Below are 15,251 nucleotides of genomic sequence, written 5' to 3'. Positions count from 1 at the left end.
GAGATATGTCACTAAGCATTTTCATTAATTTCACAATTTTTTAGTCAATAATGTTCCAATTCTTTAAAATCACCTGTAATTGTGTTTTCGTTCCCATAATTGTGCCATCATTATTTATCACTTCATCTGCATTCTTCACTTTTTCTTCTAACGGCATTTGAGATTGAATACGAACTGTTGCTTCTTCTTCTGAAAAATTATTTCGTTTCATTAAACGTTCTAATTGCGTATGTGGCTTAACTGCTACAACTAAAACGCGGTCAACGAGACTTGTTAATTTACTTTCAAATAAGAGAGGTATATCTAACACAACCGCTTGCATACCTTCCTTTATGTACTTTTCCTTTTGCCTATTCATTTCCTCACGCACTGCAGGGTGAACAATTTTATTTAACTGCAATCGTTTTTCTTCATTATAGAAAACGACACTTCCTAATTTCGGTCGATCCAATTCTCCATCTTCTTGTAATACTTCCGTTCCAAACACTTCTACTATTTTGTTATATGCTGGTTTTCCTCGCTCTACAACTTCCCTTGCAATAATATCCGCATCAATAACTGGTATACTCAGTTCACGAAACATGTCTGATACCGTACTTTTCCCGCTTGCAATGCCTCCTGTTAATCCAATTACTACTGTCATCATAATCCGTTGCCATAAACTTATAAAAATCTATAAATTTTGTTTATTTCCCTGTTCTACGTGTCCGATTTTGCAGAAAGCTACTTTCGTTTGACCTAACACTCCGAGGGCGTAAATTCGGATACAACGAATCCTACATATTAGCCGTAACTTTTTTAGATATTAACTGGCTAATTCATACCGTGACAAATTGATAGCCGCATTTAAATCCCTATCCATTTCGTGACCACAAGTGCATTTGTATACACGGTCAGAAAGTTTTAGTTCTTTGTTGATGCTTCCACAATTGGAACACATTTTTGAAGAAGGATACCATGTATCAGCTTCTACAAATTCAATACCATATTTTTCACACTTGTATTGAATTTGTCTTTTGAACTCATATAAACACTGCTTCGCAATCGCTTTAGCTAGGTGTCTATTCTTCATCAGACCTTTCATATGCAACGTCTCCATCACAATACGAAATGGCTTGGTTTTCACAATTTCGCTCGTTGACTGATGAAGATGATTCTTTCTGATATTTGATAACCTTCTATGTAGTTGTCGTATCTCTTGTTCGATTTTTATAATGTTGCTTGTTTTGACAAAACGGTTTCCCTCCCTGTTCATTTCATATTTACGAGAAACTTGACGTTGCAACCTACGAAGGCGTTTCTCTGCCTTTCTTACCACCTTTGTTTTGTTGATATTTTTCTTTTTCTGACCATCAGAACAATATGCTAATTCTTTGATTCCAACATCTATTCCTAACGAAACAGCCGTTAACTTCTCTTTTGTAAACTCCTGTTCGATACTGACAGACAAATACCAATACTTACCATAAAAGCTAACGCGTGGATTAGAGTACTTCACCTCTTCAGGTAACTTTTCGGATATTTTTACCCAACCAACTTTCTCAATCAAAACTTGTTTTTCTTTTACTTTTAACTTGATGTTATCGTTGTAGAAAGAGGGTTTTGATTTCCTTCTGCTTTTGAATCGTGGTTTATCAGCCAGCCCCTTAAAAAATCGTTTATATGCTTCACAAGCATCTTTGATTGCTTGTTTGGCTATATTATTCGAAACATCATACAACCAGGCATATTCTTCAGTCTGCTTCAATACAGTTAATTCTTTCCTTAAAAAACAGTCTGATATGAACTTTCCGCCATTCTTATAATTCTCCTCTTGCTTCGCCAGTGTCCAATTATAAGCCCATCTTGCCGTGCCAACAGATTTCCAAAGTTGCAATTCTTGTTCTTTATTTGGCTTGATTCTCACTTTCTTCGCAAGCATCACTTTCCAACAACTCCTTAACCATCTTCTTAGCTATATTTGCTCCTTCTCCTTGAAGATGGCAACTAGTTTACTCTGTCCTACCTCTTTTACAAAATCACCAATTATTGAATATAATTTAAGATTTTTCACCCCATGAGGCTACTTTACCCTGACAATGGTTTTTTATCTATAAATATATACTTACCATCCTCCCCTCCTCATAATAAAAGGCGCGAAACTAAAGTTCCACGCCCGTACTTACATTTTCCAAATTCCAATAATAATGAGTAATACCCCAGGCAGGAATGTAAATTTTTGTAACCATTTCATATTTGATAAAACCGTTCCAAGTTTCATTCCAATAAATAAAAACAAAGAACTCATCACTGCAACTAATATCGCCATCATAGCAGGTGCATACCCTAACAAAGATGCACCAATTCCAGCACCGAACGAATCTATAGAAAGAGCGATACCAAGAAGTAACGCTTCTCCTGCAGAAATGGTGCCTGATTTATCAAAATCTGCAACAGTCGGTTTCCGTAAAATTTGAATCACTAGCCCGAGCGAAGCAATTTCTAATTTCCATACCTTCTCCTCTTGCTTCGGTTCTTCTTTCTTCTCACTTCGAAAAAATTGGTATAATACCCAAATTCCTATTCCAATAAGAACAAGCCCACCGATACGCGTTGCGATAACAGGTGAAAATACTTTCGCGATCATATGCCCAATTCCCATTGAAGCAAGCATAACAGCCGCTGAACACATTCCGATAATTATAATTGATCTTAGTGGAATTCTTACGCTTCTTAAACCATATGTTAGCCCTACACTACAGCTATCTAAGCTTAATGTAAAAGCTAATAAAATAAGAGATAAATAAAGGTACATCGGTAAGCGCCTCCCTTATACATAGCTCTGCTGTATGTATATGACAAATGCCTATCCGATGTTATCTCTTTTCTATATTCTCGGCTGACAAATTGGGCAGTAATGCGTTCCTCTTCCGCCAACAACTGTTTTTTCTAATATCGTACCGCAAGTTACACACGGTTCTCCTTTTTTTCCGTATACATTTAGAAGTTCTTGGAACGAACCAATTTGCCCTTGCGAGTTGATATACGTTCGAATTGTACTTCCGCCACGCTTCACTGCTTCGCCTAACGTTGTAACAGTCGCCTCGTAAATTCGTTCAATTTCTTCTGCTGTTAAAGACGACGCTTCTCGTTCCGGATGAATTTGAGAACGGAATAAAACTTCATCTACATATATATTTCCAAGCCCTACTAAAAGACGCTGGTCTAATAATACAACTTTTATTTTACGATTGGTCTTTTGCAATCTTTCTTGTAAATACTGCGGTGTCAATTCAGCATCAAACGGCTCCGGACCTAAGTCAGCAAGAGGCATTTGATTCAACTCTTCACCTTTCTTAAAGAGATGCATCGTACCAAACTTTCTCACATCTTTATAATGTAATTCAGTTCCATCTGTAAATAAGAAACGGACGTGGGTATGCTTATCAATCGGTTCACCCTCTTGATGCAGTAAAAACTTACCTTCCATACGCAAATGTGAAACAATAACATAATTCGTTACATATAAAAGCAAAAACTTCCCTCTTCGCTTTATATTTTCAATCTTTTCGCCTCTTAGCATTTCTTTAAAAATTTCTGCATCATCCGGTCGTTTTACTATTTTCGGATAAGTAACAATGACATCTTCAATTGTTTTTCCTGTCACAAGATTTTCAAGTGTCCGTCTGACGTTTTCAACCTCTGGTAATTCAGGCATTTCATCACTTCCTTATTTTGCGTCGTACCAAGTTGGACCGTAAGAATAATCAACTTTCAGCGGAACTGCGAGTTCAATTGCATGCTCCATTACTTCTGGTACAAGCTTCTCTAATTTTTCAATTTCCTCTTGTGGTGCTTCAAATATCAATTCATCGTGTACTTGCAGAAGAAGACGAGCTTGTAATCCTTCTTCTTCTAAACGATCTGCCATAATAATCATCGCTTTTTTAATAATATCTGCTGCAGTACCTTGAATTGGTGTATTCATAGCTGTACGCTCAGCAAAGCTACGTAAATTGAAATTACGACTCGTAATTTCCGGAATATAACGGCGGCGATTTAATAATGTAGCCACATACCCTTTTTGTTTCGCATCTTTTACGATGTCACTCATGTAATCTTGTACACCAGGGAAGCTTTCTAAATACTTTTCAATAAATTCCGCTGCTGCTTTTCTTGTAATTCCTAAGTTTTGTGAAAGACCGTAGTCACTAATACCATACACAATTCCGAAGTTAACAGCTTTCGCTTGTCGTCTCATATTTGAAGTTACTTCATCTTTTTCAACGCCAAATACATCCATAGCTGTTTTCGTATGAATATCCATGTCATGTTGGAACGCGTCAACTAGCCCTTTATCATTTGCAATATGAGCTAATACGCGAAGTTCAATTTGTGAATAATCTGCCGCGTACATAATCCATCCTTCTACTGATGGAACAAATGCCTGACGAATCTTTCTTCCTTCTTCTAATCGAATCGGGATATTTTGCAAGTTCGGATCCGTTGAACTTAATCGACCTGTTTGCGTTAATACTTGATTGAAACGAGTATGGATTTTAGACGAATCTTCATGTACAACTTTTAATAAACCTTCAATATAAGTTGAATTTAGTTTCCCTAATTGACGATAATGTAAAATGTTTGGAATGATTTCATGGCGATCCATAAGCTTTTCTAGTACATCAGCTGACGTAGAATAACCTGTTTTCGTCTTTTTAATAACTGGTAAGTTTAAGTTCTCAAACAGAATAACACCAAGCTGCTTCGGTGAATTAATATTAAATTCTGTTCCCGCAAGCTTATAAATTTCCTGTTCCATTTCCTTTAATCTACCTGCAAGTTCTTCTCCCATATTACGAAGACGCTCTGTATCAACTTTTACACCTTTTACTTCCATATCAGCTAATACACGCGCAAGTGGTAATTCTAAATCTGTAAACAGTTCATATTGCTCATTCTTTTGTAACTCTTCTACGAACGTTTGCTTTACATCATATAATACGTGCACTTTACGAGCTACATGCTCCGCTACTATTTCTAGCTCTGGAACAGCACGCTTCGCACCTTTTCCATAAACTTCTTCATCGGATTTCACAGCATGCGTTTCTTTCATTTTCGCTACAGTACGGAAATCTTTATCCGTATCAGCTGGGTCAAGTAAATAAGCAGCGATTAATAGATCAAAGTCAATCCCTTGCATATCTATCCCATTCCATTTAAGTGCAACGATCGCACGCTTCGCATCAAATGTATGCTTTCTCATTTCGCCATCTGCAAGCCACTCTTTAAAGGCGTCTGACTTAAGAGCAATGTCTGTCTGAATAAAGTAACAGCCATTTTCATTTTGAATACCAAAACCTTGAATGTCCGCTTTATGATAGTTATCTTCTTGTACTTCAACAATAAGCGCACTATCTTGCCCTAGCATTTCTTCTGTAACTTCTTCCACAATATCAAATGTAATATCATCTAATTCAGCTGGAGCCGTTTCTTCTGGCGTAACACCTAATTTATTTAAAAGCGATGTAAATCCTAAATTCTCGAACATTGGAATGACATCACTTGCTTCATACCCTTTATACTCCATATCATCCACGTGCACTGTAATCGGCGCATCTGTAATAATAGTTGCAAGGTCTTTACTCATAAGAGCTTGGTCTTTATTTGCTTCTAACTTTTCTTTTAATTTCTTCCCGCTTACTTGATCGATATTTTCATACACTGCCTCGACCGTTTCAAACTGTGTTAACAATTTAATCGCAGTTTTTTCACCAACTCCTGGTACACCTGGAATATTATCTGACTGGTCTCCCATTAAACCTTTCATATCGATAATTTGCTTTGGTGATAAGCTATATTTCTCAAATAAAGCTTCTTTCGTATATTCATCCACTTCTGTAATCCCTTTGCGAGGAATACATACGAGTGTATTGTCTGAAACAAGTTGCAGTAAGTCTTTATCTCCTGAAATAACTTTTACATGAAACCCTTGTTCACTCGCTTCTTTCGCTAACGTCCCCATAATGTCATCCGCTTCATAATTTTCTAATTCATAACGCGGTACGTTGAATGCATCAAGCATCTCACGAATAAACGGGAATTGCTCTGATAATTCAGGTGGAGTCTTTTGACGTCCTCCTTTATACTCACTATACGTTTTATGACGGAATGTCGTTTTACCCGCATCAAACGCTACTAACATATGCGTTGGTTTTTCTTCCTCTAATATTCTCATTAACATCATTGTAAAACCGTAAATTGCGTTCGTATGTATACCTTTGTCGTTATTTAAAAGCGGTAGTGCAAAGAAAGCACGATACGCGATATTATTACCATCTACTAATACGACCTTTTTTTCCAAACCAGAAACCTCCCCATACAAATTTGAAATGATTTTTTTCACAGAAAAAAAACCGTTCCTTTCCTCTCTCTATATTAACATGACTAATAGAGAGAAGAAAAATAACGGCTATTTTCTATCATATATACAAACGTTTACTAACATAAAAGGGAAGTGACGAGAACAGCATAACTATTCTCGTCCAAAATTACTCCTTGGATGAAGGGGTTTTCATGTATTATATTAACAGACCTTTATTAATATTTAATTAAGCCATTGTTAATATATTGTAAACATCCTTCATCCTATTTTTCAGTTGCTGATTTTGGTAAAACAACTGTAAATGTTGTCCCTTCCCCAACTTCACTATCCACTGTAATCGTACCGTGATGTGCCTCAACTAAATGCTTTACAATCGACAATCCAAGGCCTGTACCACCAGTATTTCTACTTCTCGCTTTATCCACTCGGTAAAAGCGTTCAAAAATACGCGGAATTTCATCTTTACTAATACCAATTCCCGTATCCGATACTTTTATATAAGCATTATATTTATCTTCTGCTAATTCTACAGAAACAACGCCTCCAGCCGGCGTATATACGATTGCGTTATTCATTAAATTAATAAAGATTTGCTTCAAACGACTTGGATCTCCAATGACCGAGACTCCTTTTAGCGCATTTACTTGTAAAGAAATTTCTTTTTCTCCTGCTTTGTTATCAAGCACCATATGAATGTCTTCAAGAAGTCCCTTCATATCAACGGTCCCCATACTCAATTTAAATCCTTGTTGCTCAATCTTTGATAAATCTAATAAATCTTCAATTAACCCTTGCATGCGTTCGCTTTCTTTTAAAATAATGTGCAAGAAATGTTCGCAGAATTTTTTATTATCCATCGCTCCGTCCAAGAGCGTTTCTGAAAAACCTTTAATAGAAGTAATCGGTGTCTTTAGTTCATGAGAAACATTCGCTAAAAAGTCTTTCCTCATTTGTTCTAATTTCTTTAGCTCAGTAATGTCATGGAATACAAGGACAATCCCTTTCCATTCATGGTTCGTCCCGATAATCGGTGCTCCATATACTTCGAAATGCTTTCGCTCAATTCCAAGCGGCAATAACATTTGTTTACGCACTTTCACTTCTGTCATAAAGATTTCTTCCACGAGCTCTATAATTTCTGTATGATGAAACGACTCATAATATAAACGATCTAAATATTCTTCATCTGTTACGTGGAAAGTCTCCTTATAAGAACGGTTTACAAGATTTATATAACCGCGGCTATCAATTAAAATCATTCCGCTTCCCATATTTTCAATTAACGTATGCAGACGATCTTGTTGCATTTCTTGCTCAAGTGTCATCTCTTGTAAATTACGGGCTAAAATATTAATCGCTTTACTCAGCATTCCCGTCTCATCTGAATGACTTTCATAAGCGCGTGCTTTATAATTTCCCTTCGCTAATTCGATAGCAACTTTCGTAACGGATTCAATCGGCCTAATGTATTGCCCTGTAATTTTCATACCTAAAAATACGACTACGAGACAAGCGATAACAAATCCGATAATTAATAATCCCCACGTTTTTTGATGAACAGATTTCAAAGGCTCAATTGTACTTTTCACCAAAATGTACCCTTGTTTCCCTGCCACATCTTGAACGAACACCGCATGGTAAAATTCATTATTCTGATCTGTTTCTTTCGTAATGACTTTATTTCTTTGTTTCGTTGTTTCAGAAGTAAGTTCTTTAATTATCCCTTGGCTAAATGCAGACTGTTCTCCGCCGCTATATAGAACTTTCTTTTTTTCATCTACAAATGCAATAGAAGCCTGTATTTTTTCTTCTAACTTTTCAAATACATATGGATTTTTTAAAACATCATCAAAACCTTGTTCTTCTGCTAATACTGCAACATACTCTGTCTCTTTTACCATTCTCTCTTTGGCATGATCTATATAGTAGTTTTCAAACACGGTTTCCAGTAATAAACCTAGTCCAACTAAAATAAAAACAATAAGAGAAACAAATGTAAAAAGAAGCCTGGAACGAAATTTATTCATCCCCTTTTGGCTCCTCTAATTTATATCCTAAACCACGTATCGTTTTAATGTACGTCGGTTTTTTCGTATTTTGTTCAATTTTATCGCGCAAATGGCTAATATGAACGTCAACAATTCGTGTATCACCAGCAAAATCATAGTTCCATACAGCACTTAATAATTGATCACGTGTCAACACGCGACTTTTATTTTTCGCAAGATAAACAAGTAGTTCAAATTCTTTTGGTGTTAATTCAAGCTTTCTTCCTTGGAAATAAGCCTCATAAAATTCCGGCAAAATTTTAAGTTCAGCAATTGTGATACTCTCTTCATCTGAAGCTTCTTTAACTTGTTCTTCTTGTTGTAGTTTCGTGCGGCGTAAAATTGCCTTCACACGCGCAACAACTTCCCTTGGGCTAAACGGCTTCGTCATATAATCATCTGCCCCAAGTTCAAGACCTAGCACCTTATCAAATTCATCATCTTTTGCTGTTAACATTAAAATCGGCGTCATAACGCGCTGCAATCGTAATTCTTTACACACTTCCATACCATCCATTTTCGGAAGCATTAAATCTAATATAATTAAATCTGGGCGTTCTGTTGTCGCTTTTTGAAGCGCCATTTCTCCATCCATCGCTGTTATCACTTCAAACCCAGCTTGTTGTAGATTAAATTCAATTAAAGTTAAGATAAATTCCTCATCATCAACTACTAAAATACGATTGTTCATTCTTTTCCTCCAAGTTATAGACTTGAAACCTTCTTCATCCTAGTATTTTCCCCGTTATTCTCATCATACTAGAAAACAAGGTCCCTCTCAATATAATTGTCTATACATGGAGCTCATTTGTATCAAACTGCGGAAAATAGAAGTAATTACAGCTCACCTTCAGCTACACAGGATTTTGCCAAACTTTATAGATTGCTCTCTCTTTTTTAAAGCTCACTTCCGTATGAACTGTAAAATTTTGATTTTGCGCTAGGAAAAACGAAAGAGCATACGCTATTTTATAATCTGGTGTTTCATATCCATCAAATACTCTCCCGTACATTTCATTCGCGATTGAATCTGCCCACACTTCAGATTCTCTTATCGTTTCAAAAATAATGTCTTCTCGCTTCCACTTCATCTTAAAAAACCACCCCTTTCATTGACTTCAATCACCAATAAATATATTATTAATTTAAATATACAAATAAATGAAATTCGGAGGCTATTATGCGGATATTACTACCTATTTTAACTTTATTAGCAACATGTTTCCTTACTTTTAATGTACCGAGCTGGGATACGATTACAACAGGTTGTTCAGAATTTGCTGAAGGGTTTAAAGAGGGATTCTTCAACTAAAAATAGCGCTAGCCCCCTTATAGAAAGGTATGCTAGCGCTATTCATATTTTTACTTTTTAAAAATTATCTAATGCTTTTTCCATAATAGAAACTGATTTAAAAGGCGGCGTTACTGTTAAAGAACCTTTTACAACCGTTTCTCCTTTTTCATCATGAGCAGATACAAGCATATCAATTGTATGCTCCTCCTCAGAAACAGCCACAACTTCAAAGTGGATTTGTAACGTTTCATAATGGTGAACATGCTTCACGAACGTAAGGTCCTTCCTAGTAATATGACTACCTGGACCTGGTAAATATTTCGTAACTGCCGTTGTAATCATTCCAGTTAGCATAATGCTTGGTACAATCGGCTTTTCATACGGAGTTTGGGATGCGTAATCATGCTGAATATATAATGGATTGGCATCATTCGTTAACCCTAAATACAATAACAAATCTTTATCCTCAATTTTTTCAGTGATAGATAGTTTCTCTCCTACTGTAATTTCATCCATTTTACGACCAATTTGAACTTTTTTCTTTAACATGTTACAACCCCCTCCGATTTTTTCACCTTATTATCCTACTAAAAGGGATACCTTATCCGAAATTTACTATGATGAGGGCAATGTATAGTATAATTCTATAGTTTCATTATAGGATACACCAAATGATAGCGTTTTCATGTTATTTCAAAAAAACATTTCAATAAATAGTAGAAAAAGATTCGGGGCCCCGAATCTTTTTCCGCTTATATTTAATTATTAAACAAGAACTTTCATAACATTACGTACAGATTCTACAGAGCGATCTAACGCTTCTTTTTCATCTGCAAGAAGTTCTAATTCAATAATTTTTTCAATTCCGTTACCACCTAGAATTACTGGTACCCCTAAGTAAAGGTCACTATAACCGTATTCACCTTCAAGGTACGCAATAGCCGGTAATACACGGCGTTGATCTTTTAAGATTGCTTCTGTCATTTCAACTAAAGAAGCTGCTGGTGCGTAATATGCACTACCGTTTCCTAATAAGCCTACAATCTCGCCGCCACCTTTACGGGTACGTTCTACGATTGCTTCTAAACGCTCTTTCGGAATTAACGTCTCTAACGGAATGCCACCTGCATAAGAATAACGTACAAGAGGTACCATATCGTCACCGTGTCCACCAAGAACAAATCCTGTAATATCTTTCACAGAAAAGTTTAATTCTTGCGCGATGAATGTACGGAAACGAGCTGTATCTAATACGCCCGATTGACCGATAACACGCTCTTTCGGGAATCCTGCTTCTTTAAATACAGAATATGTCATTGCATCAACTGGATTTGTTAATACAACAATAATCGCATTTGGTGAATGTTTTGCAATGTCGCGCGTAATACTTTTCATAATTTTAGAGTTTGTTGCTACTAAGTCATCACGGCTCATACCAGGCTTACGCGCAATACCTGCTGTAATAACGACAACGTCAGAATCAGCAGTATCTGCGTAATCAGATGTTCCAATAATGTTAGCATCAAAACCTTGTACTGGGCTCGCTTCTAACATATCTAACGCTTTCCCTTTTGTTGGATTTTCCAGTTGTGGAATGTCCACTAATACAACATCTGCAAGTTCTTTTTGTGCTAATAAGAATGCTGTTGTTGCTCCTGTAAATCCTGCACCGATGACTGAGACTTTCTTGCGTTTGATTGTCATAATTTACCCCCCGCTTTAATTATGCGTTTTTGATTATCGCTACATCCATGTTTTTAATAAGTTCATTAGCGAACTCAGAACATTTCACTTCTGTTGCACCTTCCATTAAGCGTGCGAAATCATAAGTTACTACTTTTGAAGCAATTGTGTTCTCAACTGAAGCAGTTACTAATTTCGCAGCTTCGTTCCATCCTAGGTGCTCTAATAATAATACACCAGAAAGAAGAACTGAAGATGGGTTTACTTTATCTAAACCTGCATATTTTGGAGCTGTACCGTGTGTAGCTTCAAAGATAGCATGTCCAGTCACATAGTTAATGTTTGCACCTGGTGCAATACCAATTCCACCTACTTGTGCAGCAAGTGCATCAGAGATGTAGTCTCCGTTTAAGTTCATTGTTGCAACAACATCGAACTCACGTGGACGAGTTAAAATTTGTTGTAAGAAGATGTCTGCAATAGAATCTTTTACGATGATTTTTCCAGCCACTTCAGCGTCTGCCATCGCTTTATTCGCTGCATCTTTACCATCTTTCTCAACGATACGGTCATATTCAGCCCAAGTAAATACTTTGTCGCCGAATTCTTGTTCCGCTACTTCGTAACCCCAGTTTTTGAAAGCACCTTCTGTAAATTTCATAATGTTTCCTTTATGAACTAATGTAACAGAAGAACGTTTTTCGTTAATTGCATATTGAATTGCAGCACGAACAAGACGCTTTGTCCCTTCTTCTGAGATTGGTTTAATACCAATACCAGAAGTTTCTGGGAAGCGGATTTTATTAACACCCATTGCTTCTTTTAAGAAAGCAAGAACTTTTTCTGCTTCTGGAGATCCTTGTGCATATTCAATTCCAGCATAAATGTCTTCTGTATTCTCACGGAAAATAACCATATCAGTATCTTCCGGACGTTTTACAGGTGATGGAACACCATCAAAATAACGCACTGGACGTAGACATACATATAAATCTAATTCTTGACGAAGTGCTACGTTTAGAGAACGAATACCACCGCCAACTGGAGTTGTAAGTGGACCTTTAATCGCGATTAAATATTCACGGATTAAATTTAAAGTTTCTTCTGGTAACCACTCACCTGTTTGGTTGAATGCTTTTTCCCCTGCAAGCACTTCTTTCCAAACGATTTTCTTCTCACCATCATAAGCTTTTTCAACTGCTGCTTCTAGTACACGAGATGCAGCTGCCCAAATATCAGGACCAATTCCATCTCCTTCGATAAATGGAATAATCGGATTGTTTGGTACATTCATAACACCATTAGTTACAGTAATTTTTTCACCTGTCGTCAATGTGATAACCCCCATGTTTGAAATTTCATATGTATGAAACTGAGGGAATAACCCCTCAGTTCAAACCGTTATTCAAATTAAAATATTCTAATCATTACGTCTTCCCGAAAAAATCAGACTTTTGAAAGCGTATTTTCACTATCAAAATAGTGTTTTTCGCTTATCGTTGTGCAATTGGAACGTACACTTGATGTGTTGGTCCATTATAATCAGCACGCGGACGGATTAAACGGTTGTTTTCATATTGTTCTAGAATATGAGCTAACCAGCCTGACATACGGCTAATTGCAAAAATAGGTGTAAATAAGTCATGGTCAATTCCTAAGCAATGGTATACAGAAGCTGAATAGAAATCAACATTTGGTGGAAGACCTTTTTCTTTTGTTACAATGTCTTCAATTTTGATAGACATATTATACCATTTGTCTTCTCCTAAAAGCACGCATAATCTCTTAGACATTTCGCGTAAATGTTTTGCACGCGGATCACCCTGCTCATATACACGGTGGCCAAAGCCCATGATTTTCACTTTATTTTGAAGAGCATTATGAATATATGATTCTACATTTTCTTCTTCGCCAATTTCAGTTAACATCTTCATTACATTTTCATTTGCCCCGCCGTGAAGAGGACCTTTTAACGCACCGATTGCTGCTGTAATACCAGAATATACATCTGAAAGTGTAGCTACACAAACGCGTGCAGTAAATGTAGAAGCGTTTAACTCATGATCTGCGTGAAGTACAAGCGCCTTATCAAAAGCTTCAATTTCAACTTCATTTGGCTCGCGATCATTTAACATGTACAAGAAGTTTGCAGCTAATGATAAATCGTTTCTAGGCTCAACAACATCTAAACCTTTACGAATTCTTGCATAAGCAGCAACTAAAGTTCCCACTTGAGCCTGCAATTTAACCGCTTTCAAATAATTGGAGTTTTCATCCATATTTTCAGCGCTCTCATCGTATAATGATAGCATGGAAATTGCAGTTCGTAAAACAGACATCGGATGTGCGATTTTTAAATCTACTTGTTTCAAATATGTTAAAATCTCACCTGGAACTTTATAGTATTCCGATACAGTTTCTTTAAATTTCGCTAGTTCTTGTTCATTAGGAAGCTTGCGATGCCATAATAAGTACACTACTTCTTCAAATGTAGCATTCTCAGCTAAATCATCAATATTATACCCAACATAAGTTAATGTATCATCAATAATAGAGCTCACAGATGATGTTGTTGCTACTACCCCTTCTAAACCTCGAATAACAGTCATGACATTCTCTCCTTTTCCTGAAAATTCTCCCAACCTTGCTCCTTATATCTATTTGCTCCCCTTTTGAATTATGAACGCCCGTTCACTCTTTAGGCAAGCAAAATGCACGATCATGCAAATTTGTTGCGATGTTCCCCTCTTATGTCCATTGTCTACATGGAAAGCATGAGCGTGAATGTCTCCCCGAATCCTCACGCTCAAAACAACAAGTTAGTGAGGAAAAATAATTCCGAAGAGTTTTATGATAAAAACAACATAAAACAATATCATTATAAAATTGTTTTATGTTGTTTTTATTTTATCTGGTGTAAAGTCTCTGCTGTTATGTAACTTTTCAAAGTTTCTAATCCTATTATAAACAATTATCTGACTTTTGTGAACAGAAAGAATTCAAAAATTTTATATTACTATAAAATTTCTTATTTAAACATCTGTATAATACTCATAACTGCATAGGCAATTCCAGCCCCAATTAATGGACCTACAGCAACTCCATTAAATAAAGCAACCGCTATAATTGTCCCGAAAACGAGCGCAGTTGTAATATGAGGATCCGTCGTCAATAATTGTACGCCGCCTTTCGCTAGCAAAGCAACCGCTACACCTGAAGCTAAAGCAATCCATGCATAATACGATTTCGCTGCTTCTCCAAGTTGTTTAAAACCTATTTCCCCCGTCGCAATCGGTACGAGTACTGCTATTGTAATAACCGTAACACCAAGGTTAATCCCTTTCGTTTGTAGATAAGGAAAGACTTTATCTCCTAGAAACGTAAATTTCAATAAAAATAACACACCAATAGCTACAGTAAGCGATTGGTTTTTCGCAATAAGTCCTATAATAAGTAGTATGAATAAAAATAACGTTGACTGACTAATCATGTTTGCACTTCCTTTCTGAAAATAATGAACTCATTTCCAAACAAAAATACCTTTAAACCTATCGTTATACATGCTATATCGATGTATATTCCACAATAATCACTTCATTTTTTACATATTTTAAAATGACAAACTGAGACTTTCATCATCAAAAATTTAAGCATGTATACATTTTTAAAAACGGTCGTCTCTCCTTTCTTTTCTAATAAGAAACAGGTAAAATAAAAAGAAGAGAAAATGAAGTTTTTACCATATAGTAGAAGCATCAACACCAAGCTTTTCCGGTCACTCATATACTGAAAAAGCAGGAAAAATCCATCATTCCACTATAACATAAAGTGAAACTTTAATCAGTGGGGCATTTTTCACTGA

At 36.3% G+C, this 15,251-nt stretch carries 14 protein-coding genes; 1 reads left to right on the top strand and 13 read right to left on the bottom strand.

All coding sequences use genetic code 11. From position 1 onward, the window contains the following. Window positions 1–40 precede the first annotated feature (40 nt). The 8 genes from coaE to KVT31_RS00575 form a co-directional block, all read right to left on the bottom strand. Window positions 41–643, bottom strand: a complete 603-nt coding sequence (gene coaE, locus KVT31_RS00610) for a dephospho-CoA kinase (protein ID WP_088097949.1) — start codon at window positions 641–643, stop codon at window positions 41–43. 162 nt (window positions 644–805) lie between these two features. After that, on the bottom strand, window positions 806–1,921 hold the full coding sequence (locus KVT31_RS00605) for an RNA-guided endonuclease InsQ/TnpB family protein (protein ID WP_088098198.1): 1,116 nt from the start codon (window positions 1,919–1,921) through the stop codon (window positions 806–808). 240 nt (window positions 1,922–2,161) lie between these two features. Further along, window positions 2,162–2,794, bottom strand: coding sequence for a sporulation membrane protein YtaF (ytaF, locus tag KVT31_RS00600; RefSeq protein ID WP_088097950.1), 633 nt, complete (start codon window positions 2,792–2,794; stop codon window positions 2,162–2,164). A 72-nt stretch (window positions 2,795–2,866) separates the two neighbouring features. Beyond that, window positions 2,867–3,697 carry a DNA-formamidopyrimidine glycosylase gene (gene mutM, locus KVT31_RS00595; RefSeq protein WP_061677047.1) on the bottom strand — a complete coding sequence of 277 codons (831 nt, stop codon included), beginning with the start codon at window positions 3,695–3,697 and terminating at the stop codon, window positions 2,867–2,869. Window positions 3,698–3,709: 12 nt separating this feature from the next. After that, the gene (gene polA / locus KVT31_RS00590; protein WP_140392562.1) at window positions 3,710–6,343 is read right to left on the bottom strand and encodes a DNA polymerase I; all 2,634 of its coding nucleotides are present in this window, start codon (window positions 6,341–6,343) and stop codon (window positions 3,710–3,712) included. Between the two features lie 284 nt (window positions 6,344–6,627). Continuing rightward, complete coding sequence (gene phoR / locus KVT31_RS00585; protein WP_088097952.1) at window positions 6,628–8,391, bottom strand: sensory box histidine kinase PhoR; 1,764 nt, start codon at window positions 8,389–8,391, stop codon at window positions 6,628–6,630. Beyond that, on the bottom strand, window positions 8,384–9,103 hold the full coding sequence (phoP, locus tag KVT31_RS00580) for a two-component system response regulator PhoP (protein WP_001065222.1): 720 nt from the start codon (window positions 9,101–9,103) through the stop codon (window positions 8,384–8,386). Before phoP ends, phoR begins: the two co-directional genes overlap by 8 nt. Before the next feature lie 163 nt (window positions 9,104–9,266). Next, window positions 9,267–9,503 carry a hypothetical protein gene (locus KVT31_RS00575; RefSeq protein ID WP_088097953.1) on the bottom strand — a complete coding sequence of 79 codons (237 nt, stop codon included), beginning with the start codon at window positions 9,501–9,503 and terminating at the stop codon, window positions 9,267–9,269. Window positions 9,504–9,592: 89 nt separating this feature from the next. On the opposite strand from KVT31_RS00575, the gene KVT31_RS30555 reads away from it, so the two are divergent. After that, window positions 9,593–9,724, top strand: coding sequence for a hypothetical protein (locus KVT31_RS30555; RefSeq protein ID WP_088097954.1), 132 nt, complete (start codon window positions 9,593–9,595; stop codon window positions 9,722–9,724). Between the two features lie 57 nt (window positions 9,725–9,781). On the opposite strand, the gene KVT31_RS00570 is transcribed toward KVT31_RS30555, so the two are convergent. From KVT31_RS00570 to KVT31_RS00550, 5 genes are all read right to left on the bottom strand, one after another. Then, window positions 9,782–10,255, bottom strand: coding sequence for a MaoC family dehydratase (locus tag KVT31_RS00570; protein WP_000914180.1), 474 nt, complete (start codon window positions 10,253–10,255; stop codon window positions 9,782–9,784). Window positions 10,256–10,471: 216 nt separating this feature from the next. Beyond that, window positions 10,472–11,410: a malate dehydrogenase gene (gene mdh / locus KVT31_RS00565; protein WP_000153226.1), complete on the bottom strand. Its 939-nt coding sequence runs from the start codon at window positions 11,408–11,410 to the stop codon at window positions 10,472–10,474. 19 nt (window positions 11,411–11,429) lie between these two features. Further along, window positions 11,430–12,722: an NADP-dependent isocitrate dehydrogenase gene (gene icd, locus KVT31_RS00560; RefSeq protein ID WP_137036652.1), complete on the bottom strand. Its 1,293-nt coding sequence runs from the start codon at window positions 12,720–12,722 to the stop codon at window positions 11,430–11,432. A gap of 160 nt (window positions 12,723–12,882) precedes the next feature. Beyond that, on the bottom strand, window positions 12,883–14,031 hold the full coding sequence (gene citZ, locus KVT31_RS00555) for a citrate synthase (protein ID WP_140392563.1): 1,149 nt from the start codon (window positions 14,029–14,031) through the stop codon (window positions 12,883–12,885). A 386-nt stretch (window positions 14,032–14,417) separates the two neighbouring features. Next, window positions 14,418–14,879, bottom strand: coding sequence for a DUF441 domain-containing protein (locus KVT31_RS00550; RefSeq protein WP_000625507.1), 462 nt, complete (start codon window positions 14,877–14,879; stop codon window positions 14,418–14,420). Between the last annotated feature and the right edge of the window lie 372 nt (window positions 14,880–15,251).

This window comes from Bacillus sp. GbtcB14, assembly GCF_019091205.1.
In the GTDB taxonomy this organism is placed as follows: domain Bacteria; phylum Bacillota; class Bacilli; order Bacillales; family Bacillaceae_G; genus Bacillus_A; species Bacillus_A cereus_AG.
The sequence above is the reverse complement of the archived record's forward strand: the minus strand, read 5'-3'. Positions and strand labels throughout refer to the sequence as shown.

Coding starts and splice junctions, on each gene's coding strand:
- coaE (WP_088097949.1), bottom strand. CDS start 643: ATGACAGTAGTAATTGGATTAACAGGAGGCATTGCAAGCGGGAAAAGT.
- KVT31_RS00605 (WP_088098198.1), bottom strand. CDS start 1,921: ATGCTTGCGAAGAAAGTGAGAATCAAGCCAAATAAAGAACAAGAATTG.
- ytaF (WP_088097950.1), bottom strand. CDS start 2,794: ATGTACCTTTATTTATCTCTTATTTTATTAGCTTTTACATTAAGCTTA.
- mutM (WP_061677047.1), bottom strand. CDS start 3,697: ATGCCTGAATTACCAGAGGTTGAAAACGTCAGACGGACACTTGAAAAT.
- phoR (WP_088097952.1), bottom strand. CDS start 8,391: ATGAATAAATTTCGTTCCAGGCTTCTTTTTACATTTGTTTCTCTTATT.
- phoP (WP_001065222.1), bottom strand. CDS start 9,103: ATGAACAATCGTATTTTAGTAGTTGATGATGAGGAATTTATCTTAACT.
- KVT31_RS00575 (WP_088097953.1), bottom strand. CDS start 9,503: ATGAAGTGGAAGCGAGAAGACATTATTTTTGAAACGATAAGAGAATCT.
- KVT31_RS30555 (WP_088097954.1), top strand. CDS start 9,593: ATGCGGATATTACTACCTATTTTAACTTTATTAGCAACATGTTTCCTT.
- KVT31_RS00570 (WP_000914180.1), bottom strand. CDS start 10,255: ATGTTAAAGAAAAAAGTTCAAATTGGTCGTAAAATGGATGAAATTACA.
- mdh (WP_000153226.1), bottom strand. CDS start 11,410: ATGACAATCAAACGCAAGAAAGTCTCAGTCATCGGTGCAGGATTTACA.
- KVT31_RS00550 (WP_000625507.1), bottom strand. CDS start 14,879: ATGATTAGTCAGTCAACGTTATTTTTATTCATACTACTTATTATAGGA.